The 22,516-nt window shown below is 64.5% G+C and carries 19 protein-coding genes, 1 tRNA gene and 1 pseudogene; 13 read left to right on the top strand and 8 right to left on the bottom strand.

What is annotated here, in order from left to right:
• Window positions 1–38 precede the first annotated feature (38 nt).
• On the top strand, window positions 39–1,793 hold the full coding sequence (gene recJ / locus ACWPWT_RS13380) for a single-stranded-DNA-specific exonuclease RecJ (protein WP_454280087.1): 1,755 nt from the start codon (window positions 39–41) through the stop codon (window positions 1,791–1,793).
• A 53-nt stretch (window positions 1,794–1,846) separates the two neighbouring features.
• Window positions 1,847–1,921: transfer RNA gene (locus tag ACWPWT_RS13375), tRNA-Glu, on the top strand.
• 108 nt (window positions 1,922–2,029) lie between these two features.
• On the opposite strand, the gene ACWPWT_RS13370 is transcribed toward ACWPWT_RS13375, so the two are convergent.
• Entirely contained in the window at window positions 2,030–2,365 is a 336-nt protein-coding gene (locus ACWPWT_RS13370) for a hypothetical protein (protein ID WP_454280086.1), read from the bottom strand.
• A gap of 659 nt (window positions 2,366–3,024) precedes the next feature.
• Between ACWPWT_RS13370 and ACWPWT_RS13365 the strand changes: the two genes are divergently transcribed.
• The 4 genes from ACWPWT_RS13365 to ACWPWT_RS13350 all read left to right on the top strand — a co-directional run bounded on the left by ACWPWT_RS13365 (window position 3,025) and on the right by ACWPWT_RS13350 (window position 5,313).
• On the top strand, window positions 3,025–4,182 hold the full coding sequence (locus ACWPWT_RS13365; RefSeq protein WP_454280085.1) for an MFS transporter: 1,158 nt from the start codon (window positions 3,025–3,027) through the stop codon (window positions 4,180–4,182).
• Between the two features lie 76 nt (window positions 4,183–4,258).
• Entirely contained in the window at window positions 4,259–4,723 is a 465-nt protein-coding gene (locus ACWPWT_RS13360) for a hypothetical protein (protein ID WP_454280084.1), read from the top strand.
• A 5-nt stretch (window positions 4,724–4,728) separates the two neighbouring features.
• Entirely contained in the window at window positions 4,729–5,139 is a 411-nt protein-coding gene (locus ACWPWT_RS13355) for a hypothetical protein (RefSeq protein WP_261270078.1), read from the top strand.
• Between the two features lie 18 nt (window positions 5,140–5,157).
• The gene (locus tag ACWPWT_RS13350; protein WP_454280083.1) at window positions 5,158–5,313 is read left to right on the top strand and encodes a hypothetical protein; all 156 of its coding nucleotides are present in this window, start codon (window positions 5,158–5,160) and stop codon (window positions 5,311–5,313) included.
• Between the two features lie 33 nt (window positions 5,314–5,346).
• Here the strand turns inward: ACWPWT_RS13350 and ACWPWT_RS13345 are convergent, their stop codons facing one another.
• Entirely contained in the window at window positions 5,347–5,748 is a 402-nt protein-coding gene (locus ACWPWT_RS13345; RefSeq protein ID WP_454280082.1) for a MerR family transcriptional regulator, read from the bottom strand.
• A gap of 61 nt (window positions 5,749–5,809) precedes the next feature.
• Between ACWPWT_RS13345 and ACWPWT_RS13340 the strand changes: the two genes are divergently transcribed.
• The 7 genes from ACWPWT_RS13340 to ACWPWT_RS13310 all read left to right on the top strand — a co-directional run bounded on the left by ACWPWT_RS13340 (window position 5,810) and on the right by ACWPWT_RS13310 (window position 14,924).
• On the top strand, window positions 5,810–6,556 hold the full coding sequence (locus tag ACWPWT_RS13340) for a MauE/DoxX family redox-associated membrane protein (protein ID WP_454280081.1): 747 nt from the start codon (window positions 5,810–5,812) through the stop codon (window positions 6,554–6,556).
• Between the two features lies 1 nt (window position 6,557).
• Window positions 6,558–7,445, top strand: coding sequence for a class I SAM-dependent methyltransferase (locus tag ACWPWT_RS13335; protein ID WP_454280080.1), 888 nt, complete (start codon window positions 6,558–6,560; stop codon window positions 7,443–7,445).
• A gap of 421 nt (window positions 7,446–7,866) precedes the next feature.
• Window positions 7,867–8,382, top strand: coding sequence for an RNA polymerase sigma factor (locus ACWPWT_RS13330; RefSeq protein ID WP_454280079.1), 516 nt, complete (start codon window positions 7,867–7,869; stop codon window positions 8,380–8,382).
• Window positions 8,383–8,463: 81 nt separating this feature from the next.
• Complete coding sequence (locus tag ACWPWT_RS13325; RefSeq protein WP_454280078.1) at window positions 8,464–9,441, top strand: FecR family protein; 978 nt, start codon at window positions 8,464–8,466, stop codon at window positions 9,439–9,441.
• A gap of 108 nt (window positions 9,442–9,549) precedes the next feature.
• Complete coding sequence (locus tag ACWPWT_RS13320) at window positions 9,550–12,027, top strand: TonB-dependent siderophore receptor (RefSeq protein WP_454280077.1); 2,478 nt, start codon at window positions 9,550–9,552, stop codon at window positions 12,025–12,027.
• A 21-nt stretch (window positions 12,028–12,048) separates the two neighbouring features.
• The gene (locus tag ACWPWT_RS13315) at window positions 12,049–12,861 is read left to right on the top strand and encodes a TonB family protein (RefSeq protein WP_454280076.1); all 813 of its coding nucleotides are present in this window, start codon (window positions 12,049–12,051) and stop codon (window positions 12,859–12,861) included.
• On the top strand, window positions 12,858–14,924 hold the full coding sequence (locus ACWPWT_RS13310) for a TonB-dependent receptor plug domain-containing protein (RefSeq protein ID WP_454280075.1): 2,067 nt from the start codon (window positions 12,858–12,860) through the stop codon (window positions 14,922–14,924). The genes ACWPWT_RS13315 and ACWPWT_RS13310 overlap by 4 nt, the downstream gene beginning before the upstream one ends.
• Before the next feature lie 23 nt (window positions 14,925–14,947).
• On the opposite strand, the pseudogene ACWPWT_RS13305 reads toward ACWPWT_RS13310, so the two are convergent.
• From ACWPWT_RS13305 to ACWPWT_RS13280, 6 genes and pseudogenes are all read right to left on the bottom strand, one after another.
• Window positions 14,948–15,115 (bottom strand): annotated as a pseudogene (locus ACWPWT_RS13305) (IS3 family transposase); the annotation flags it as partial.
• A 195-nt stretch (window positions 15,116–15,310) separates the two neighbouring features.
• Entirely contained in the window at window positions 15,311–16,858 is a 1,548-nt protein-coding gene (locus tag ACWPWT_RS13300) for a sulfatase family protein (RefSeq protein ID WP_454280074.1), read from the bottom strand.
• On the bottom strand, window positions 16,858–19,155 hold the full coding sequence (locus ACWPWT_RS13295; RefSeq protein WP_454280073.1) for a TonB-dependent receptor: 2,298 nt from the start codon (window positions 19,153–19,155) through the stop codon (window positions 16,858–16,860). The genes ACWPWT_RS13300 and ACWPWT_RS13295 overlap by 1 nt, the downstream gene beginning before the upstream one ends.
• 87 nt (window positions 19,156–19,242) lie before the next feature.
• Window positions 19,243–20,475: an MFS transporter gene (locus ACWPWT_RS13290; protein WP_454280072.1), complete on the bottom strand. Its 1,233-nt coding sequence runs from the start codon at window positions 20,473–20,475 to the stop codon at window positions 19,243–19,245.
• A gap of 66 nt (window positions 20,476–20,541) precedes the next feature.
• Window positions 20,542–21,612, bottom strand: a complete 1,071-nt coding sequence (locus ACWPWT_RS13285) for an LLM class flavin-dependent oxidoreductase (RefSeq protein WP_454280071.1) — start codon at window positions 21,610–21,612, stop codon at window positions 20,542–20,544.
• Window positions 21,609–22,502, bottom strand: coding sequence for an aldo/keto reductase (locus tag ACWPWT_RS13280; protein WP_454280070.1), 894 nt, complete (start codon window positions 22,500–22,502; stop codon window positions 21,609–21,611). The genes ACWPWT_RS13285 and ACWPWT_RS13280 overlap by 4 nt, the downstream gene beginning before the upstream one ends.
• Window positions 22,503–22,516: the final 14 nt, after the last annotated feature.

Genomic DNA, 22,516 nt, shown 5'->3' with positions numbered 1-22,516 from the left:
GGCGTTCGCGTGACGTTCTCCCCTGCGATATTCCGTTCATGACCGAGGTTCTCGGCATCGCCCAGTCGATCCTGGGACAACCCTGGCGCTGGCGTGCCTTGGCCGCCGACGCGCGGGACGGCATGGCGCATGACGATCTGGTCGCGCAGTTGCTGCTCGCGCGCGGCTGTCCCCCCGACGCCGTGGAGGCGCATCGCCTGCCCTCGATCCGGGGGTTCATGCCCGACCCCTCGATCTTTCGCGACATGGACCGCGCCGCCGATCGCCTCGCCGATGCGGTGATCGCAAATGAAGCGGTGGCGATCTTCGGCGATTACGACGTCGATGGCGCGACCTCGGCGGCGGTGATGGTGCGGCTGCTTCGCGACCTGGGGCTGACCCCGCGCGCCTATATCCCCGACCGGATGACCGAGGGCTATGGCCCGACCGAGGCGGCGCTGCTCCGGCTTCAGGCGGAGGGGGCGACGCTGATCGTCACGGTCGATTGCGGCGCGCAGGCGTTCGAGCCGCTCGCCGCCGCGCACGTCGCCGGGATCGAAGTCATGGTCGTCGATCACCACAAATGCGCGACCGAACTGCCCCGTGCCCATGCCGTGGTGAACCCGAACCGGCTGGACGAGACCGAAGGCGCGGCGCACGGCCATCTTGCGGCGGTGGGCGTGTGCTTCCTCCTGGGGGCGGCGCTGATCCGCACCTTGCGGGCGCGGGGCTTTTTCGCCGATCGCCCCGAACCGCGCTTGCTCGACCTGCTCGATCTGGTGGCGCTGGGGACGGTTGCCGATGTCGCTCCGCTTCGCGGTCTCAATCGCGCATTCGTGGCGCAGGGACTGAAGGTCATGGCGCAGCGTCGCAATATCGGCCTGGTCGCGCTGACCGAGGCGGCGCGACTGACCCGCGCCCCGACCTGCACCGATCTGGGCTTTGCACTGGGCCCGCGCATCAATGCGGGCGGGCGCGTCGGCCGGGCCGATCTGGGCGTTCGGCTGCTCACGACCGACGACCCCGCCGAGGCGCGCGCGATCGCGGAGGAGCTCAACCATTTCAACGACGAACGCCGCGCGATCGAGGCGGGAGTCCAGGCGGTGGCCGAAAACGGCGTCGACCGGAGCCGCCAGGTGGCGGTGGTTTCCGGCGAAGGCTGGCACCCCGGCGTCATCGGCATCGTCGCGGGGCGGCTCAAGGAAAAGCTCGATCGCCCCGCCATCGTCATCGCGGTGGACGAGAACGGCATCGGCAAGGGCTCGGGCCGCTCGATCAGCGGCGTCGATCTCGGCGCGGCGATCCTGGCGGCCAAGGAACATGGCCTGCTGATTGCGGGCGGCGGTCATGCGATGGCGGCAGGCTTGACGGTCGAAGCGGCCCGTATCGCCAAACTCGCCGATTTTCTGGAACAGCGACTGGCGGAGGCGGTGGTTCGTGCCAGCGCCGGACGCGCGCTGCTGGTCGATGCCGTGCTGGCCCCCGGCGGCGTCAATCCGGCGCTGGTCGGGGCGATGGATGCCGGCGGGCCTTATGGCATGGGCTGGCCCGCCCCACGCGTGGCGGCGGGCCCGTTCCGCGTCATCCGCGCGGATCTGGTCGGCACCCATCACGTCCGCGCGATCGTGGCCGGACCCGACGGACGCAGCCTGAAGGCCATGGCCTTCCGCCAGGCCGATACCGCACTGGGCCAGGCGCTGCTGGGCGCGGGGAGCAGTCGTCGCCTGTGGCTGGCCGGTCGTGCTAAGGTGGCCGACTGGTCGGGCCGCGACGTCGCCGAACTCCATGTCGAGGACGCGGCATGGGCAGACTAAAAAGCCCTTGACCCAATCCCCACCCTCCCTTAGAGGCCCCCACGCCACCCGGCGGCCCCTTCGTCTAGCGGTTAGGACGCGGCCCTTTCACGGCTGAAACACGGGTTCGATTCCCGTAGGGGTCACCAGCACTCGCCAGAATGGCGGATTTGCGTGGTTTTGACGGTCTTCATGGACACTTTACCCATCCTTGCGTGCAAAGGATGCGTACGAAGTGATCCGTATAGTCAGTCCCTTCAAAAGATTCTCGCACTGGCATCGTCTACTTCCGGCGGATCATCACCGCTGCGCTCCGGCCGTTCTTCGACGGCCCGTCGAGCGAGTATAAGCGAACGCCCAACACTCGGCATGCTGCTCAGGCGCGACAGCTCTACCCCGAATCTGCCGTCGTCTATTAGCAGAAGCTCGAAGCGGGACGACGCAGCCTTGCCAGCAAGCAGCTTCGCTCGGCTCAGACCATGGTCGATGCCTGTCTGAACGGCGTCAGCGAGCAACAGCGACAGGTCACGGCGCAGAAGCGTGCCGCACTCGAACTGGACGCGTTCTGGTATGCGCACAATCTCGTCGATCATGACCCCGGTGCGCGCTATCATTTTGGCAGCCCACCCGACCGGAACAAGCTCCAGAACGTCGGCGACCGCAAGACCGTACCCGAGGCGATCCCGGGTTCAGCCCCCTGCCCTGGCTCGAAACGCTGCGACGCATGGCCGCCCTGCCGAGCTTCGATCCCATCGATTACGCCATCGGTTGCGTTCGACAGCGGTGTCGCCCGCCCGATCGAGCAGGTACTCTACGACGCGATCGGTCGCGCCTCTTTCGACAGACTTTGCGGCGCTTGCGCGCTGAGGACCGATCCGGGCCGCCTGCGCATCCTGCCATCCGCTCTCCCGTCAGAACGGCATCAGCTTCGCAGTGCATGCTCGCGCCGGGGCAGGCGCCTCGACGCTTCCTACACCGACCATCGCCACTGTCTTCGAGGATTGAGCGATGTTCGAGTTACGCGACCGTAACTCGTCGACGATTTACGTACGGCCATATGAATTCCTTCCATTTCGACAAAAGGATCGGGCCGCTGTGAACGACAGGTGAGCATGGCAACGCGGCCAAAACTCGAACGCGCACCATGTTGGCAGTCGATCCACTATATGCTAATGCGAGTGAGTCGCATACATGGATTGTCGTTGTGATGCTGCCTACCCGATGCCCACCGCCCTTCAACCTTCGACCGCTGATGTTCGAAACGTTCGTCTGTTCCATGGCGATGATGGCTTTCGCGGCATTGGCCGGTTCGATCGCGCGGATGACCGGTGTCGCTTCGTGGCAGATCGGAATTGTCATCACTGTAGCGGGGATCGGATGGATGCTCATGGCACGGCCATGGGGGAGGATGAGCGATAAGCTAGGACGGCGGCCGGTTATACTGATAGGGGTCGCAGGGTTCGCCGCCTGCTACGTTGCGATGGCCGCCTTGGTACATGTCGCCATCGCAATGCCATTGTCGCCGGCCATCGTCTTCATCGGCCTTTTGGCAACACGCGGGCTCGCCGGCGGTTTCTACGCCGCCGTTCCGGCGACGAGCGCGGCTCTCGTCGCCGATCACCTGCCGGTCGAGGATCGCGCGAAGGCGATGGCGACGCTCGGCGCTGCAGGCGCTTTCGGCATCGTCATCGGTCCGGCCACCGTTGGTTTACTGGCCACAGCAGGGCTGGTTTTGCCGCTGATCCTGATTGGCATCCTGCCCATGATTGGTTGGGTCGTATTATGGCGCATGCTGCCCCGTTACGAACGTCAGCTGCCACCCGCGCCGTCGACACTCCGTCTGTTCGATCCCCGGTTGCGGCACGCCATGACCAGCGCCTTCCTGGCGATGGGTAGCGTCACGATCGCGCAGGTTCTCGTCGGCTTCTACGCGATCGACCGGCTGAAACTGATGCCGATGGAGGGCGCCCGCATCGCGGGGATTGCGCTTGGCTGTGTCGGGGTTGCGTTGATCGCGGCGCAACTCTTGATTCGCCAGGTCGGCTGGACAGCTAAGCATCTGATCCGTGTTGGAATGTTCGTCGGTGCGGCAGGCTTTGGCGGTGCAGGATTGGCGACGTCTGCCGTACAGCTCTGTGCGGCCTATGCAGTCATTGCCTTTGGCATGGGCTTTGTCTTTCCCTCGGTGCTCGCGCTGGCGACGAGCGCGGTGGCGGCCCACGAACAAGGCGTAGCGGCGGGCACCGTTTCCGCCGTGCAGGGCATGGCCGTGGTCGTAGCTCCCCTGCTCGGCACCGCCCTATACACCATCGATCCGCGCGCACCCTTCGCGTCGATCGCTATCGGATTGGCATGCGTATCGCTCGGCAATCTGCGCCGGTCGCCGCTGATGACGAGTTTCGGCGCGTGAGCGCCCCGCTCGGCGGCGAGAATGATATGGCGCTGGAGCGCGATGCCAAGAACAAACCTTATCTGGGAGAAGCGCAATGGTTTTGATGGAACGCATCATCGCACCTATCAGAGACGGCGAACTGACGGTCGTCCGATTATTGCGCTACTATTGCGCGGTGCGGGACAGAAACGGTGACGGTATGAACCTGTCACGGCTGGTCATGTTCGGGCAAAGTCTAACCCTGTTGCCAGCCGGAAGCATCGCCTTGGCGAGTGTGTTCCAACTGGCGGAGGCGGTGCTCAAGCGGAAGCTTGTGACGGAATCCTGCTCTTCACGCTGCCTGAGTTGTGACGAGCGTGCGGTCATTCGCCTTTTGTCCAGCCCGGGAAAAGCGTCTTTCTGCAATTGCGATACCGAAGCGCCGCATGGGCTGCACGGGGCATTGCACTGCGCGGTGCTGAGCGTACGCCAGCTATGCGGCGAGGTCGTCACGGCCACGTCGCACGCGACGAGAGTTGACGGAGACAAGCTCCCGTTCGCAACCCCTGCTTTGGCCTGATCGCCATGCTCCAGCTCTACCGCTATCTCGATCGGCTGGTGGAAGAACTTCCGCAGGACGATGCTTTCACTCTGTACGCCATCCGTGACTGGGTCGCGGCCATCCGTTCCGGGCGCTGCGCACAGGTTACGTTGCGCGGCCGATTTGTCGCGAGGCAGATCGATGCCGCCCTGCTCGCCTTTCAATGCGCGATGACCTTGGTGGATCGACATGGCCATGGCACGATGCGGTTTGCGCCGCCCTATTATCACGGCGTCGGCGATGACGAAGCCAGGATATTGACCCTGTTCTCCGTTGCGCGCGTCGAGGGTGCGAGCCTGATGCGCATCGCGACCAGCCTCGTCTCGGACGACATGGCATCCCAACTCGCCGGCGCTGCCACCAAATTCGGTTCCGCGCTGCGGATACGCACCTGATCATGAAAGGGAAGCATCATGAGGCATGATCCCGTTCCGCGTTCCCAAGTCTCCCCGCTTGCGCTCAAGCACCCCGTCGTTCGCAGGATACATGGCGAACTGGTCACTGAAGCGGCCCTGCAGGCGAGGATGCTGGACGATTGGTTGATCGGCCAGCTCAGCCCGCTGGGTTAGATGTCCGGTGTTCGATCGGCAGGACATGGGCAGTCAGTGCTCGAATGCGGTAATGATCGGACATGGATCCAGACCTGATGCATCACATGCCGACGATAGATGGGAAAGCGCGGCACGCGCGGCCTGCATCTCGGCAATGCGAACATCAAGCGCGGCCAACCGGGCATCGGCCATCGCACGTATACGCGATTTGTCATCTATCGCATCCAGCCTGAGCAACTGGCCGACCTCATCAAGGGTAAATCCGGCCCGTTGCGCGGCCCGGATGAAACGCAACCGAGCAAGCTCCGCATCGCCATAGCGACGGATACCGCCCGACCTTCCCGTCCCTTCACCGCGCCGGGGGATGTCGAGCAACCCCCGCCGTTGGTAGAATCGAACCGTCTCCACACCGACGCCACCTGCGCGAGCTAAACCTGCGATCGTCATATTCACATGCTTGACTCCGTACCACGGTACGGAAGCTATACTCCCCGGCGATGACGGAGAAGCAATAATGAACTCTATGAAAAGCGCCGCGCTGTACCGTATGGCGCTACCCGGACATATGTGCCCGTTCGGGCTGAAGGCCCGCGACGTCTTGCGGCGGGGGGGCTACGCGGTCGACGATCATCTGCTGTCGTCCCGTGCGGAAGTCGATGCGTTCAAGGCCGAACACGGGGTGTCGACGACGCCGCAAATCTTCATCGATGGACAGCGCATCGGGGGCTATTCCGACCTGCGTCGCTTTCTGGGCAAGCGCGTCGCGGATCCGGACGCGACGAGCTATCGTCCTGTCATCGCCGTTTTCGGGATGACGGCGTTGATGGCGATGTCGGCCGGTATCGCCGTCGATGGTACGCCCTTGTCGATCCGCGTGGCCGAGTGGTTCGTCGCCTTCTCGATGTGCGTGCTGGCGATGCTGAAGCTTCAGGATGTCGAGCGCTTCTCGTCGATGTTCCTGAACTATGACCTGCTCGCGCGACGCTGGGTGCCCTATGCCTATATCTATCCTTACGCCGAAGGCCTGGCCGGCGTCCTGATGGCGGCCGGAATTTTGAGATGGGTTTCCGTGCCCGTCGCTCTGACGATCGGATCGATCGGCGCGGTGTCCGTGCTGAAAGCAGTTTATATCGAACGTCGCACCCTGAAATGCGCGTGCGTCGGTGGCAGCACCAAAGTGCCGCTCGGCTTTCTGTCGTTGACCGAAAATGTCCTGATGATCGCCATGGCGCTCTGGATGGTGATCGGCGGGGGGCACTGACATGTCACACAAGGTCGGTGTTTCATCGCCGAATGCTGGGCAGGCCGCCGACTGGAGCGGCCGCAACGGCGAGCGCTGGGTCATGCATCAGGTCCGGCTCGACCGGATGTTGCGATCGTTCGGCACGGCAGCGATCGAGGCGGCGGCACCGGCGGTAGGCGAGCATATCCTCGACATCGGTTGTGGCGCGGGTGCGACCAGTATCGCGCTCGCCAAATATGTCGGGCTGACCGGACATGTGCTGGGTATCGACATTTCCGAACCCCTTATCGCTCGCGCATGCGCTGTGGCGCCGCACGGACTGCCGCTTGAGTTCCAACTTGCGGATGCGGCGACCGCCGATCTCGGAAATGGTGCCTATGATCTCCTGTTTTCCCGCCTCGGCGTCATGTTCTTCGACGATCCGGTGTCCGCCTTCGCCCGATTGCGGACCGCTTTGCGTCGGGACGGAAGGCTGGCATTCGTCTCCTGGCGTCAGGCGTCGGAGAATGACTGGGTCCGCCTGCCGCTGCGCGCCATTGCCGATATTGTACCACCCCCTCCCTCGCCGAATCCGGAAGCGCCCGGCCCCTTCTCGTTCGGTGATGCGGCAAGGGTGACGCGGATTCTCCAACAGGCAGGGTTCACAGCCATCACGCTGACGCCATTCGACCGGGTCATTCCTTTTGGCCGGGGTGAAACACGTGCGCAGGCGGTGGACGATGGGCTGGCGCTTGCGTTCGATGTCGGTCCGCTCGCACGCGCATTGCAGGATCAACCCAAAGACGTTCGGACACGAGCGGCCGATGCCGTGCGTGCAGCCCTGGCCGCCCTGCCTGGCCGGCGCGCCAATCTGATCCGTGGCGCGGCGTGGATCGTAACGGCGGGAAATTCGGGTCGCTCGTTTTGATGTTGGTACGGGCCTCATTGGCGTGCATCGGCATATCCGGCCCGTGACACCCGCGTAAGCGAGCGTGCCAATAGGGATAGCCGGCAAAGCGATAACTATGCCGCCAGTCCCCTCCCCCCGGCATATGCCTCCTCAAACCCGCGCTGCCGGCAACTTGCTCTATCCGCACCTGCCGAGCACAAGCTTCCTGCGACAGTGACGAAGGTCTTGAGCAGTTCGTCGCAGGCAAGGGCAACTCTTCGCCCATGGCGACGGCTGCGCATCGTGGTCATCGTCGACAAGCAGAACGAGTGCCGGATCGCAAAGCAGCGGCAGATATTGCCGGTCATAACAGCAGGCGGGTTCTCGCCACCATCGACCACTCCCGCCCCTGAATAGAGCAATGTTGCGAATCTATCGCAACTCCAATAGGCACGCCGCCATGTCGACGAACGCGATCGTCCTGTCCCGCCTGCTAGTGACCGAGCGTGCCACGCTGATACGGTGGATCAGTCGAATCATCGGCAACGAACCGACAGCGGAAGACATCACCCAGGCGCTGTATTTTCGGGTTCAGACAGTCAAGGACGTTCCACCGATCCGCAATAAGCGGTCGTTCCTGTTTCGACTGGCTTCGAATCTGGCACTCGATCAACTCCGCTCGATGCGTCGGCATGACAGGCTGTTCGCCGCCGCCGATGACGTGTCGCACATGGCCGACGCCACACCCGATATCGAAGCCCATCTGCTCGATCGCGAGAAGCTGCGCCGCATCGCGGCAACGGTGGACCATATGCCAGCACGCTGTCGTCAGGTTTTCGTCTTGGTACGGCTGGATGGATTGAGCGTGGCCGACACGGCGAATCGTCTCGGCATCAGCCACGACATGGTTCGCAAGCACCTGCGACACGGTTTGCAACTATGCCAACGTGCGATCGCGGACGACGAAACCATATAGGCGGGTGATGGGCGACCTATCCCCTCTCGTGGCTCGGGCGTTTTGCATAAGGATAAGGTCGATGGCGGAACTGGAACGTCGATGAACGATCCCGAACGGGGCGGGCCGCCGACCGATTCCGCCGATGCAGCGGCGTATTGGGTAACGCTGGTCAATACCGGCCCATTGTCCCCCAATGAACAGTCGGCCTTCGAACGCTGGCTGGCGACCGATCCGCGAAACCGCCAGACTTTTGCGGAAATGGAGGATGTCTGGCAGCAAATGGGTGCGGTCCGGGATACCCCCATGTTACGTGCTGGCATTCCCGCGCACGCCGCCCCGCACGGCCGTGGCCCACACAACCGGCGGCGTCCGTTGACGGCGATGGCGGTGGCGGCGAGCTTGGCATTGGTTGCGATCGGCACCGTGCAGGACTGGCCCACATGGCTACGCGCGGACGAGCGGACCGCGACCGGGGAGCGACGAACAATTACGTTGGCAGACGGATCTTTGGTCCAGCTTGATACCCAAAGCGCCATCGCCGTGGATTTCAACGCCAACCGGCGGGTGGTTCGGCTACTGGCCGGCAAGGCGGCCTTTTCCGTGGCGCGCGATGCGAAGCGTGTCTTTACCGTGGAAACGGCCGAGGGCTCCGCCACCGCGCTCGGCACCCGTTTCCTGGTGTCCCGAAGCGACATAGGCGCGAACGTGACCGTCACCGAACACACCGTCCGTGTCACCTATCCGGCGCCGGGGGGCGGCGTGCGGCTGGTTCGCCAGGGGCAGAGTGTCTGCTACGGCCCGGACGGCCTGTCCGCCGTTACCGATGTTGATGCGATTACCGCAATGGCGTGGACCGATGGGGTCCTGACCTTCAACAATGCGCCCCTCGAACAGGTCGTGGCCGAGATCGGTCGCTATCATGTTGGCTACGCTCGTGTAATCGGCACGGCACGCCGGCTGCGTGTCAGCGGCGTATTCCGCACCGACCGCCCCGTGGCAACGCTTGATCAGTTGCAACGCTCTCTGGGGCTCAAGAGCATCCATCTGACCGAGCGACTGATACTGATTTCGGCCTGAACCACAAAAATTGCATTTCCCGACCTCTCGTTTCCCATCGGTCGATCGTCCATAATGCAAGCAACTCGCATTAGCAGTTGCTGGCAGGATGAATTCGAGGGTTTGAACATGAAGGTTTCGGGGATGCTGCGCAGCGGCATGCGTGTGGTGCTGCCGCAGACATTGCTGCTGGCTACAACGGGCGCGGCGGCAATGGTCATGGCAAGCGCCGCCGCAGCGCAGACCACGCGCAGGTACGACATTCCCGCTGGCAATCTGGCCGATGTCCTGAACCGCTATGCTCAGCAGGCCGGTGTCGAGCTGGCCTATCCCGCGGAACTGACCACCGGCCGAACGAGTCCGGGCCTGAAAGGCAGCTTCGCTCTCGCCGAGGGGTTGTCGCATATCCTCACCGGCAGCGGTCTCAGCTTCCGCCAGACCGGTGAGCGGGCCTTCACACTGGAGGCTGCACCGCAAGTCGCGAACGGCACGATCCAGCTTGGCCCGGTACGGGTGGAAGGACGCGGAGAAAGCGCATCGATCCCCCTTGGCTCCACCACCAGCGATCCGGGCACGACGGAGGCGTCCCGCTCCTACGCCTCGCCCGTCACCACAACCGCGCTGCGAATGCCGACGACGCTGAAAGAGACGCCGCAATCGGTGACGATCATCACCCGGCAACGGATCGAAGACCAGAATCTGACCGAAATTACGCAGGCGCTGGCGCAGACGGTCGGCGTGACGTTCAATGCCAGCGGTTCGCCGGATTCGGACTCAAGCGTCCTCTATTCACGCGGTTTCGCGGTCAGCAACTGGCAGGTCGACGGCATTGCCCGTCCCACCGCCTATGGCTTTGGCGACTCCTATGCCGACCTGGCCATCTACGACCGTGCCGAACTGATCCGGGGCGCGTCGGGCCTGCTCAATGGCTCGGGGAACCCGGCGGCGACCGTAAACCTCGTGCGCAAACGCGCCACGGCGCAGACGCAGATCCTGCTGGAGGGCCAAGGCGGGTCATGGTCTTACGGTCGCGGCCAGATCGATATCGGCGGACCGGTGGATGGCGACGGCCGGGTACGCGCGCGCTTCGTCGGAGCCTATCAGGGCGGCGGGCTGAACATCGACCGCGCCACCACCCATCGCAACGTCCTATATGCGACGGCGGAGACCGAACTGACCGATACGACGATGCTGCGCGTCGGTATCGATTACCTGCGACGGCAGGCCGATCAGTCCAACATGAACGGCGTGCCGATCATCACCACCGACGGGAAACCGACGCGATTTGCCCGGTCGCGCAATACCGTGACCGACTGGACCCGGTATGATCGCGACTCGCTCAGCGCCTTCGCCTCGCTTGAACAACGGGTCGGCGCTTGGTCGCTACGCCTCGACGTCGATCGTACGCAGAAAAATTACGACATGGTATTCGGCTATGCGCTGGACGGCGCGCTAAATCCCGATGGCAGCGGCATCGGAATCTATCCAGGCCGCTGGGCCGCCACCCAGCGCATGGCCACCGTGATCGGCACGGCCTCCGGCCCGCTGAAGATTTTCAGCGACGATGATCTACTGATGGTGGGCGCGACCCATTACCAGACCAAGGAGGACGGTCCGGCCTATAAGAACTGGGATTATCCCGACACCGCGATCGCCAACTATTACACATGGCAAGGCAAGGGCCCAGCCGAGCCGGACTGGGTCTATCGGGGTGAGACGGGCAATAAGGAACGGCAGACGGCAGCCTTCGGCACCCTGCGCTTGAAGCCCGTGTCACCATTGTCGTTGATCGCCGGCGGACGCATTACCAATTGGCTTCGCGACACATGGAACGTTCGGGTCACGGGTACGCGCACGACCTCACGCATCGAGGAGAAGGGACAATTCACGCCCTATGCCGGCTTGGTCCTGGACGTCACGCGACAGGTCTCGCTCTATGCAAGCTATACCGACATATTTCAGCCGCAGGATTATCGCGACGTCCAGGGCCGTTTCCTGGATCCGCTGGTCGGCAAGGGATACGAACTAGGGGCGAAAGCCGCGCTGAACGACGGCAAGCTGAACCTGTCGGCCGCATGGTTCCGTATCCAGCAATCGAACTTCGCCGTCTATGTTCCGGGCGTGGTCGGGCCGACCGGCGACTATGTATACAAGGCGCTCGACGGTACCCGCTCCGAAGGTGTCGAGTTGGAGGCGTCCGGCGAGATATTGCCCGGCTGGCAGGTTTCAGGGGGATACAGCCATGTCGAGCCGAAGGATCGCGATGGCGTGCGACTGAACGCGAACCTCCCGAGCGACAGCGTCAAGCTTTTGACAAGCTATGATGCTGGCAAAGCAGGCATCCACGGGCTGAACGTCGGCGGCAATCTGTTGTGGAACAGCAGCAGCTACACCGATATCAGCGGATGGGTGTCGGGCCAGACCCGTGCGACGCAGCCGGCCTATGCGGTCGTCGACGCCTTTGTCCGCTATGCGCTCACACCCCAGCTATCGCTCTCGGTCAACGCCAGCAACCTGTTCGACAAACGCTATTACTCGAACATGGACTGGTTCGCGACGTTCGGTGAGGCCCGGCGGATCGTCGGCACGCTTCGAGCGCGCTTCTGATCGACGGATGGAGCGATGACCATGGCCACAATCCTTGTTTCGGACGGGTCGTTGACGGCGGTCGCCGATCCGCCGGCCGGCGTCGATGCCAGCCCGATGGCCGCCACGACATCACGGCACGCCAGCGTGGTGACGTGGCCGCCACCGTTGCGCTATGCCGATCGACCGCCCAGCCTGCGCGCCCGGTTGACCGGGGCGGGCGGCGTGATAGCTCTGTCGCTCGTCACGCTCGGTGGCGCATTGGTGACATGGACCAGCTATCGGCCCGTCGCGCCCGCTCCTCCGATGGCGGTATTCGACGTCGCCCCGCCGGCGGCACCGCCCGCACCGGTGCGCGAACTGCCCCCCAGCCCCGAACAGACGCCCAAAGTGAGCCCCGAGCAGCCGCGCGAACAGACGATCGTCGAGACCCCACTGGTACCGATGCCCACTACAAATCCGGTCAGCGTTGCGCCGACAAAGCCGGTGACCGATCCGGTGCCGCCGGTCGAACAGACCAGCGCCCCCGAAGCGCGACCCATACCCCCTGCTCCGCAACCGTCCAACGCTCCGCCGACATGGCAGGGTCAGGTGCTCGCCGCCCTGAACAAGGTGCGGCGTTACCCACGCGAGGCGAGTTTTCGCCGTCAGCAGGGCGTACCCTATATCCGTTTCGTCATGGATCGTGACGGCCGGGTATTGTCGGCGCGCCTCGAACGTTCGTCGGGCGTCGCCGCGCTCGACAGCGCGGCGATCGCGCTTCCCAAACGTGCGCAACCACTGCCCAAACCACCGGCCGAGGTGCAGGGCGATACGATCGAACTGGTCGTCCCGGTCGAGTTCGTGATCCGGTGAAACGGGCGGTCAACTACTCTGCCCGCTCGCTACTGGTTCTCGTGGTGCTCTCGTTTCCCGCCGGCCTGATCGCGGCTCAGCAACCGGCCGGCGCGGCACTCGCGCCCAGCCAGGACAGCGACGATACCGTTCCGAGGGCGGGCAACAGCATCGCCTATCCCGCATCCTTTTATACCCAGTTCGAACCGCAGACCGCGCTCGACCTGCTGCGGCGCACCCCAGGCTTTACGCTCGTCGCGCCGGACACCGATGACATGGTGCGCGGTTTTGCGGCCAATGCGGGCAATGTTCTGGTCGATGGCCAGCGTCCGACCTTCAAGTCGGGCGGGTTGAAGGCGTTTCTGGGGCGGATAAGTGCCGCGCGCGTGGCACGGGTCGAGCTGATCCGTGGGGCGATGACCGGCGAGGCGCAGGGGCAGACGCTGGTTGCCAATCTGGTGCTGGTCGAGGGCGCGGACGCATCGGGCAATGCCAACGTCCAGCTCCGCGGCGCGCCGAGCGACGGGGTCACACCTGGCATGGAGGCGAATTATGCCTTTGCCGCAGGCGACTGGCAACTTTCCACCGGACTGACCGCGTCTTATGAACGGAACCGCTATACCGGGCGCTACGATCACTTCGATCAGGCGGGTCGCATGACTGCCGTGCAGAACGAAAGGCTCCCCCAGAACGAAACGAAGATCGCCGCCAACGCCACCGCGTCGCGCGCTGTGCTGGGCGGGCAGTTGAACGCAAACGTCCGTTACGCCTGGGAACGCGAACGCTACCGCCAGACACTGACGTCGGACATGTCCGGCGAGCCGGGGTCCCGTATCTTCGGTCGGGAGGGCGATCATGACGGCGAGTTCGGCATCGACTGGATACGCTCCCTGTCGCGGGGTTGGGGCCTCAAATTCGTAGGTCTGGCCCGCACCGCGACGAACACGTTTTTCGAAGCCTCCGCCGGAACCGCGACAGAAATTGGCTTCACCTCACGGAACCGAACGACCGAGTTGGTGGCACGCACGTCGCTGCACCGGGAGGGCCCGCATTGGCTCCTGCCCGAACTGATCGCGGAACTGGCATGGAACCGGCTGAACGGACGCTTTGGTCAGATGGAGGACGGCGTGGCGCTCGATCTTCCCGGATCGGATGTGCGGGTCGGTGAACTACGCGCCGATGTCACCGCGAACCTGTCGGCACGGTTGACGCCGGTCCTGCGGACGGAAGCCGGACTGGCATATGAACGCGCGGGTCTCGAAGTCGGCGGTCAACAGGCGGAGCGGCGAACGCTATCCTTCTGGAAACCGTCGGCCGCCCTGATCTGGGATGCGGGTGCGAAAACACAGTTGCGGCTGGGATGGCGGCGAACGGTCGGGCAGCTCGATCTTACCGGCTTTGCCGCAACCGGGAACCTGATCGATGATCGGCCGATCGCCGGCAATGCACGGCTGCGGCCGGAAGTTACCGAAAGCGCATCACTCAAACTCGATCACCGCTTCGGCAAGAATGGCGGGGCGCTATCGCTCACCCTGTCGCAAGAGACGATCAAGGACGCCCTGACCTATGTCCCACTGTCGTCGGGGGGCGAGGCACTATTGAATTTCGGCACCGTGAACCTGTGGAGCCTTGCCGGCGAAGCTACCCTGCCTCTCGATCGCTGGATGGCGGGCGCGCGGCTTACCGCCAAGGGCAGCATGACGCAGGCACGCCGTCCCGATCCGTTCGGCGGACGCCGCGCAGACCGCCGCGACTTCGACTTTCTCGAAGCGTCCTTCCGGCACGACATCGTCCGGCTGCGCTCGGCGTACGGCATCAGCGCAGACATCACCTCGTCGGAGCGTGAATGGTATGTCGGTCAATATGAACAGTCGCGCTACCGCCCCTATCTGGTCGCCTATGTCGAGACGGCCATGGTACCAGGCTATAAGACGACGCTGACCGCCTCCGGCATTACGGGCGAACGGGAACATCGGTTGCGAATGTTCTACGCACCGGATCGCGCAGGCGAATTGGTTCGTGTCGAGCAGCGGACGCGAACGCGAGGGGTCTATATTAGCATGAATGTCTCGCGACAGTTCTGATCCCAATGTGCAGACATTCTATGCTCGGCGATGTACTCGTAGGGCGTGAGACCGCTGAGCGTCTTGCGCCGACGGGCGAAATTCCATGCGGCCATGAAGTCAGCGAGGTGTGTCCGCAGTTGATCATGGGTTTCATGGTGGAAGCGTTTGGCGGTCGCCTCCTTGATGGTCCGGTTCAGCCGCTCGACCGACCTTCGCCGGGGCGTCCGTGGTCGTGGCGCACCCATGACGGACCTGTCCCATACGGCTTCCTTCCAAACGAAAGGATCGCACCACCAAACCCTGGGATCAAACACCTGGAAATCACGGTGTCGAGATATGCATCTCGTGGCAACTTGTCCGACAATCGAAGTGGGCCATACGGCATAGCAGGTCCCGGTTCACGTTCATGCCGGCCTGCCCGATTGATAAAATCGTGGCGGGAACGGGGCCTGTGATGCCCCCTTCGGATCGCGGAGTTCGTTTCGCTGCCCCGCATCGGCACTTAGTGGGATGGCCATGCCGTGGCTTTGCTCGAGTAGCGCGAAGAGCTTGCCACTCATCCGCGCGGCGAGATCCTCATGACCGGGGCTGGCAACCAGATTGTTCGTCTCGTGCGGATCCTCGGCCAGATCGTATAGTTCGTCGATGTCCCAGATGCCGTGGAAATGCATATATTTGTACCGGTCCTCGCGCAGGGCGTGGACGGTCGGAGTCTGGGGGAAATTCCGCTCCCAATAATATTCATATAGGAGTTCGTCTCGCCACGGCGCGTTCGCATCGCGCACCAGCGGCAGCGCGTTGGCCCCAGCCATGCCGTCCGGCGCGCGAAGTCCAGCAGCGGCGAGCAGCGTGGGGGCGATGTCGATATTGGCGACCACCTGTTCCACCACGCTGCCGGCCGGGAATAGCGCCGGGCAGCGCGCCAGCATCGGGATGCGCATCGATTCCTCATAGGCGGTGCGCTTGTCGATCAGCCCATGCTCGCCGAACATGAAGCCATTGTCGCCCAGATACAGGATCAACGTGTCGTCCAGCTCGCCGCGCTGTTCAAGCAGGTCCATGATCCGCGCCACCCCCTCATCGACCGCGAGCAGCGTTTCCATGTAACGCTTGTAATAGTCGCCGATGTCGAGCGTGCCGTGATAGGGATAGCCGACGCCGTGCCAGCTGTTGCGCTGGTTCTCCACCCACATCGGCCGCCCCGGCGCGTTCGGTGCCATCGAGGCGGGATAGCGGAACGTCTCCCCGTCGTACCGCCCTTTGTGGCGCTCGGCCGGGATGAACTCGGAATGCACCGCCTTATGCGCTAGATGCATCATCCAGGGGCGGCCCTTGGGCCGCTTGCCGATCCAGTCGATCGCGTAATCGGTCAGCTCGTCGGTGATATAACCCTTTTGCGGTACGTGGCGGCCATCGACGTTCAGCCCGTCGGCACTGGGCAAATAGCTCCCCTGCCCCTTGAAGCTGACCCAATGGTCAAAACCGGGCTGCGGCCCGTCGCCGTCGTCGCCCATATGCCATTTGCCGATGAAGGCCGTGTCGTACCCGGCGTCCTGGAGATATTCGGGATAGAATATGAGGCCCGGCGGGATCGGATGGTTGTTGTCGACCACCTTGTGCTGATGGGCATAAAGGCCGGTGAAGATCGACGCCCGGCTGGGCGAACAGAGCGCGGTGGTGACGAACGCGTTGCGGAAATGCGTCCCCTCGCGCGCCAGCCGGTCGAGCGTGGGCGTGTCGCCGAAATCCTGCGACTTCATGAAACCCATGGCGTCGTAGCGATGGTCGTCGGTCAGCACGACCAGGATGTTGCGCGGCCTGATGCCCGGCAGACGCGGCAGGCGGCGCGACCGGCGCGGCTCTGGCGCGGCGCCCGCCGCCATCGAATAGAGGCCGAATGCACCGCCGGTCCCGGCGAGCAGCACCCCGCGCCGCGTCGTGTCGCCGTTCATCAAAAGTCCTTCCGCAGCAGAAGCCCCGCGTAACGCCGGTCGTCGCGCGGCACGAAGCGGACCGTCCCGCCAAATGTGCCGTTGCTCAGGAAGCTGGCATAGGGCGTGTTGGCGATATTCTTCACATAGGCGCGCAACTGCCACCCGTCGCCGGGACGGATCAGCGCGACGCTGGCGTTCCAGACGGCAAAGGCGGGCTGGACGGTGTTGGGCGTCTCCGCCAGCGAATATTGCACCTTGCTGCTGAACGACACGTCGCTTTGAATTTCCATCGAAAGCGCGTCCGACAGCGCAAAGCGATAGGCCGCGTTCTCGAACAGGCGAATGCGCGGCGCGAAGGGCAGCGGCTGGCCGTTGATGTTGCAGCTCACCGGTGCGCCGACCGGGCAGTTGAAGTTGCGGACGGTGGCGTCGGTGAACGCGCCGGACAGGTCGACGGTGAAGCCCCTGGTAGGATGTAAGGTCACGTCCGCTTCGATTCCGCGCGACCGGACCGATCCGGCGTTGATCAGCCGCGTGACCGGCGCGCCGCCAACCGAGTCGGTGAAGTTCGCCTGATAGCCATCGAAATCGGTCGTATAGACCGCCAGTGCATAGCTGAGCGCGCGGTCGGCGGTGCTGCCCTTGATCCCGCCCTCATAGGAGTTGGACGTTTCCGGGTTCAGCGGCACTTCGTCGAGTAGGGTCGTCGCATTGAGCGAGCGCATGTTGAAGTAAACGTTGTAAGCCGGGCCCTTGTAACCGCGCGAATAGGTGAAATAGGTCTGAGCATGGTCGCCCAGATCGAGTTGAAGCCCGAGGCGGTAGCTGTCGCCACGCGCATCGGTGCGGCCCGTCGCATTGTGATAGGCGCGAATGCCGGGTCGGTCGAGCGACGCCGCGCCGCTGTTCGTCGGGTCGTTGGTCGACGTGCGGACGTGATAGAAGTCGAGCGTATCCCAGGTCGAACGATAGCCCGCGATCCCCCGGAAATGCGGGGTGAAGTTGATGTTCGCCTCGCCGAACAGCGCATAATTGTGGTTGGTGATGCCGTAATTGGCGACGCCGGTGGTGCTGGTCCGCGTCGTGCCAGACAGGGTGGTCAGCGCGCGTTGATATTGCTCGTCGGTCCGCGCGCGCAGATAATAGGCTCCCAGGACATAGTCGATCAGGCCGCCCTTGGGCGAGGTCAGCCGAAGCTCCTGCGAGAATTGGCGGCTGTTGACGCTCCCGTCGTCCGCGCCCGAGGGGAAGGCGGCCGTCAGCTGGGCAAGGCCGTCGTAATCCTGCCGCTGGTGGTTCAGCCATAGCCGCCAGGCGGTGATCGATGTGACGTGATAGTCGCCCAGCGCCAGTTCGCCGGTCAGCGATCCGCCGTAATTCTCGTCACGGACATGGGTGTCGATATCGGTCGCCAGCCGCCGGTTCGACGGCGACGCGACGATCCCCTGCCCGGCCAGCGCGGCGGCCAGGGCGGCGGAATCGGTGATTACGTTCGTCGGATAGGCGATTTGCCGGGTCGAGCTGTAGACCGCCGCCACCGTCTCGCGCGTGTTCAGATAGTCGGCGATCGCGGTGATCTTCAGCGCGTCGAAAGGCGTCACCACCAGCTTGCCCCGCGCCCCGTAGCGGCGCGAGCCATTGGCATCATGGCCGGTCGCGACATTGCGAAGATTGCCGTCGAAATCGCTATAGAGGCCCCCGATCAGCGCCTGGACCTTGCCCGGCACGATCGCACCCGACACGCCTGCTTTGATGCGATACTCCTGATCGGTCGTCGCCCCGGCCTCGCCAAAGGCATGGAATTCGTCGGTCGGGTTGCGCGTGACGATATTGACCACGCCCGCCGACGCGTTCTTGCCGAACAGGGTGCCCTGCGGCCCGCGCAGCACCTCGATCCGCTCGACCTCGCCCAGGTCGAGCGTCGACTGGCCCGGGCGGGTCAGCACCACACCGTCGAGTACGGTCGATACCGATGGCTCGACCCCGGGCGAGGTCGTGATCGTGCCGATCCCGCGGATAAAGATGGTGCGATCCTTGTTGGACGCGCCGCTGCGGAAGCCCACAGATGGGATCGAGGCAGCGATCCGTTCGAGATTGTTGAGCTGCCGCTCCGCCAGCGCACCGCCCTCCAGGGCCGTGATCGCGATCGGCACCTGTTGCAGCGTCTCGTTGCGAAAGCGCGCGGTCACCACCACCTCGCCGTCGGCGGGTTTGGTGTCATTTTTAGCGGTGGGCGCATCCTGTGCGGCGGCGGACGTGGCAATCAGGGTAAAAGCGGTGCCGACAAGCAGCACGGACAGGCGTCGATCGATCATCTGGTCCCCTTTCAGATCGACGCGGAGGCTAATGCCCACTCATTGCATGGGAAATAAAGAAGCACCTCGCCCGTTAGCAGCGCGGCTTTAGCCCCCGGTCTCGATCGGCCTGAGCCGGGGCAACAGCAATTGCACCCAGCCGAGCGCCGCGAGATAGGCCACCGCCGCGAACAACAGCAGCGGCAGATAGCCAAGCCCCGCCGCCAGGGTCAGCCCGGCAATCTTCGCGATCGCGACGCCCCCCATGTTGCCGCAAAATGACCCGAACGCCGTCACCCGACCGACCCGGTGCTGCGGCACGATATCGGCGATCATCGCGAAGATGTTGGTAGAAAAGGCCTGATGCCCGGCCAGCGCCAACGCCATCAGCGACACCGCGACCGGATAGCTGTGCGTCAGCAGCGCCAGCGGGATCGGGACGACGGCCAGTGCGCCGCCAAGCAGCACGGCCTTGCGCGCAGCATTCACCGACCAGCCACGCCCGAGCAGCCGGGTCGGCACCGCTCCGCCGACCAGCGAGCCGATCGCCGCGCCGCCATAGGCCAGCGCCAGCGGCACGCCGAGCGCGACGCCCGACAAGCCGAATTGTCGGTGGAAAAAGTCGGGTAGCCAGAAGAGCAATAGCCACCAGGTCGCATCGGACAACAGCTTGGCCCCCGCCACCGCCCAGGTCCGCCGGTCGCGCAGCAGCCGCGCGTCGGGCAACGGCGGCGCGGCGTCTGCCAGCTTGGGCGCGGCAAAGACGATTCCCCGCGCCACTATCAGCCAGGTCAGGGCCCAGCCTAGCCCGACCAGCCCGACCACGATGAACGTGCCCCGCCAGCCGAATGTCAGGCCCAATAATGGAATGGCGAGCGGCGCCAGGATCGCGCCCAAGCTATTGGCGGCATTGCCCGCACCGAATCCGGCGGACCGCCAGCGCGGCGGCAGGACGGCGGCGACCGTCTTGATGCCCGTGGGCGTCCCCATCGACTCGGTCGCCCCCAAGGCCACGCGCACCGCAATGAACGCGCCCATCGACCGCGCCCAGCCGTGGAGCAAGGCCGCAACGCTCCATGCCGCCACCCCGATCGGATTGGCCCAGCGCACACCCAGCCGGTCGACGATCCATCCGCTGAACAGGAAACCGACCGCCGCGCCGCCCTGAAACCAGGCGGCCAGCGTGCCGTAATCGTCATCGCTCCAGCCGAGATCGGCGGCGATCACCGGCTTCAGTACCGCGATGACCTGCCGATCGACGAGGTTCAGAACACCGGCCGTGATGACCAAAGCAAATAACAGCCCGCGATGGCGCGCGCTCAATTCTCCGACATGTCTCATGCCCGCATCATGGCGAGGCGCCGGGCATAGCGGCGAGACAGTTTCTCTATCGCGCCGCCAAGCCATTCACAATGTCAGCGGGGCATGATCGATCCGTGGGAGGACATGGCGCGCGAACAGGTCGGCCTCGGCCGCATGCGGATAACCCGAGAGGATGAACGCATCGATGCCCGCTTCGCAATAGGCCTGCAGCTTGGCGAGAACCTGATCGGGATCGCCGACGATCGCCGCGCCACATCCCGAACGCGCCCGACCGATGCCGGTCCACAGGTTCGCCTCGACATAGCCGTCGTCGCTCCCCTCGCGCAGTTCGGCCTGTCGCCGGACACCCGCCGATTGCGAGTCCAGCGACCGCGACCGGATCGCCGCGCCGGTGGCGTCGTCCAGCTTGGACAGCAGCCGGTTGGCGGCGGCGCGCGCCTGCGCCTCGGTTTCGCGAACCACGACATGGACGCGGTAGCCGAAGCGCAAGCTCCGGCCGCGCCGCGCGGCCCGCGCGCGCAGGTCGGCGACGATGCCGCGCACCCCCTCCATCGTGTCGGGCCACATCAGATAGACGTCCGCACCCTCGGCCGCCGCCTCGCGCGCAGCCTCCGACAGGCCACCAAAATAGAAGGGCGGGCACCGCCCCGATACGGTCGTCACGCGCGGCGGATCGAGCTTCAGCTTCCAAAATTCGCCGTCATGATTGAGCGGCTTGCCGTCCAGCAGGGCACGCAGGATGTGCATCGCCTCGACCGTGCGGGCATAGCGAGGCGCGCTGTCCAGCGTTTCGCCGGGCAGGTCGCTGGAGATGATGTTGACGGTCAGCCGCCCACCCAGCATCCGGTCGATCGTCGCGATCTGGCGCGCCAGTTGCGGTGGCCAGCTCTCGCCGATCCGCACCGCCATCAACAACCGCATCCGCCGGAGCAGCGGGGCGATCCCGGCGGCAAAGGCGGTGGTGTCGATGCCCAGCGCATAGCCCGATGGCAGCAGGCAATTGTCATAACCCGCGGTTTCCGCCTGCAGCACGATGTCGCGACAATGCTCCCAGCTCGAACGCAAGGCCGGGTCGGGTACGCCCAGAAACTCGTAATCGTCGTCACACAACGCCGAGAACCAGCTGATCTCGCAAGGGCCAAACGTATCGGTCATGGCAAGCGCTCCCCCATTCCGGCCTGAAGCACGGCATACCATTCGGCGCGGCTCCACTCGACGCGGTACACGTCCGCCGCCGCACGGATGCGGTCGGGATTTTGCGATCCGATGATCGGGATGATCCGCGCCGGATGCGCCATGACCCAGGCCAAAGCGGCCGTAGCAGCATCGACGCCCCAGCGCTGGCCATGCTCAGCCAGCAACACCCCCGCCGGATGATCCCCCGCGACCAGCCGCCCACCCGCCAGCGGCGACCAGGCGAGCACCGCCATGTCGCGCGCCATCGCTTGGTCCAACGTGCCGTCGAACAGCGGCGCAGGATGCAGCGGCGAGAATTCAGGCTGGGTGGACAGGATGGGCAGTCCCAGGAACGCCGCCAGTGCATCGACCTCGGCCGGGCTATGGTTCGACACGCCGATCCCGGCGACCTTGCCCGTCTCGACCATGCGGGTCAGCGCGGCGGCGACCTCCTGCGGATGGCTCAGGAAATCACGGCGGTGGATCTGGTACAGCTCGACCCGCTCGACGCCCATGCGCGCCAGCGACACGTCGAGAGCTCCCGCCAGATAGGTGGCACTCGAATCATAGGGAAAGCCCGGCCAGATGCCGCCCTTGGTCGCGATCACCATCCGCTCACGCAATTCGGGCGCCTCGGCAAGCACCCGTCCTAACAGCGCCTCGGAAGATCCGAACCCGCCATCGTCGGCACCGTAGATATCAGCGGTGTCGAAAAGGTTGATCCCGGCATCCAGCGCCGCCTCGACGCGGGCACGCGCCGCCGAGACGTCGTCGCCGGTAAAACGCCACATGCCCCAAGCTATTGGGGACACAAGGATTGCACTCTTGCCGAGCGGCCGTGCTTCGCGGGAAAGGCGGATGGTCGTCATCGGGCGTCGGAATG

It is taken from the genome of Sphingomonas sp. Marseille-Q8236 (assembly GCF_965112005.1).
This window is presented reverse-complemented; position numbering and strand designations above follow the sequence as displayed.

Excerpts from the sequence above, each read along its gene's own strand:
- recJ (WP_454280087.1), top strand. The coding sequence starts at position 39 with ATGACCGAGGTTCTCGGCATCGCCCAGTCGATCCTGGGACAACCCTGG.
- ACWPWT_RS13370 (WP_454280086.1), bottom strand. The coding sequence starts at position 2,365 with ATGATCGACGAGATTGTGCGCATACCAGAACGCGTCCAGTTCGAGTGC.
- ACWPWT_RS13365 (WP_454280085.1), top strand. The coding sequence starts at position 3,025 with ATGTTCGAAACGTTCGTCTGTTCCATGGCGATGATGGCTTTCGCGGCA.
- ACWPWT_RS13360 (WP_454280084.1), top strand. The coding sequence starts at position 4,259 with ATGGTTTTGATGGAACGCATCATCGCACCTATCAGAGACGGCGAACTG.
- ACWPWT_RS13355 (WP_261270078.1), top strand. The coding sequence starts at position 4,729 with ATGCTCCAGCTCTACCGCTATCTCGATCGGCTGGTGGAAGAACTTCCG.
- ACWPWT_RS13350 (WP_454280083.1), top strand. The coding sequence starts at position 5,158 with ATGAGGCATGATCCCGTTCCGCGTTCCCAAGTCTCCCCGCTTGCGCTC.
- ACWPWT_RS13340 (WP_454280081.1), top strand. The coding sequence starts at position 5,810 with ATGAACTCTATGAAAAGCGCCGCGCTGTACCGTATGGCGCTACCCGGA.
- ACWPWT_RS13335 (WP_454280080.1), top strand. The coding sequence starts at position 6,558 with ATGTCACACAAGGTCGGTGTTTCATCGCCGAATGCTGGGCAGGCCGCC.
- ACWPWT_RS13330 (WP_454280079.1), top strand. The coding sequence starts at position 7,867 with ATGTCGACGAACGCGATCGTCCTGTCCCGCCTGCTAGTGACCGAGCGT.
- ACWPWT_RS13325 (WP_454280078.1), top strand. The coding sequence starts at position 8,464 with ATGAACGATCCCGAACGGGGCGGGCCGCCGACCGATTCCGCCGATGCA.
- ACWPWT_RS13320 (WP_454280077.1), top strand. The coding sequence starts at position 9,550 with ATGAAGGTTTCGGGGATGCTGCGCAGCGGCATGCGTGTGGTGCTGCCG.
- ACWPWT_RS13315 (WP_454280076.1), top strand. The coding sequence starts at position 12,049 with ATGGCCACAATCCTTGTTTCGGACGGGTCGTTGACGGCGGTCGCCGAT.
- ACWPWT_RS13300 (WP_454280074.1), bottom strand. The coding sequence starts at position 16,858 with ATGAACGGCGACACGACGCGGCGCGGGGTGCTGCTCGCCGGGACCGGC.
- ACWPWT_RS13295 (WP_454280073.1), bottom strand. The coding sequence starts at position 19,155 with ATGATCGATCGACGCCTGTCCGTGCTGCTTGTCGGCACCGCTTTTACC.
- ACWPWT_RS13290 (WP_454280072.1), bottom strand. The coding sequence starts at position 20,475 with ATGAGACATGTCGGAGAATTGAGCGCGCGCCATCGCGGGCTGTTATTT.
- ACWPWT_RS13285 (WP_454280071.1), bottom strand. The coding sequence starts at position 21,612 with ATGACCGATACGTTTGGCCCTTGCGAGATCAGCTGGTTCTCGGCGTTG.
- ACWPWT_RS13280 (WP_454280070.1), bottom strand. The coding sequence starts at position 22,502 with ATGACGACCATCCGCCTTTCCCGCGAAGCACGGCCGCTCGGCAAGAGT.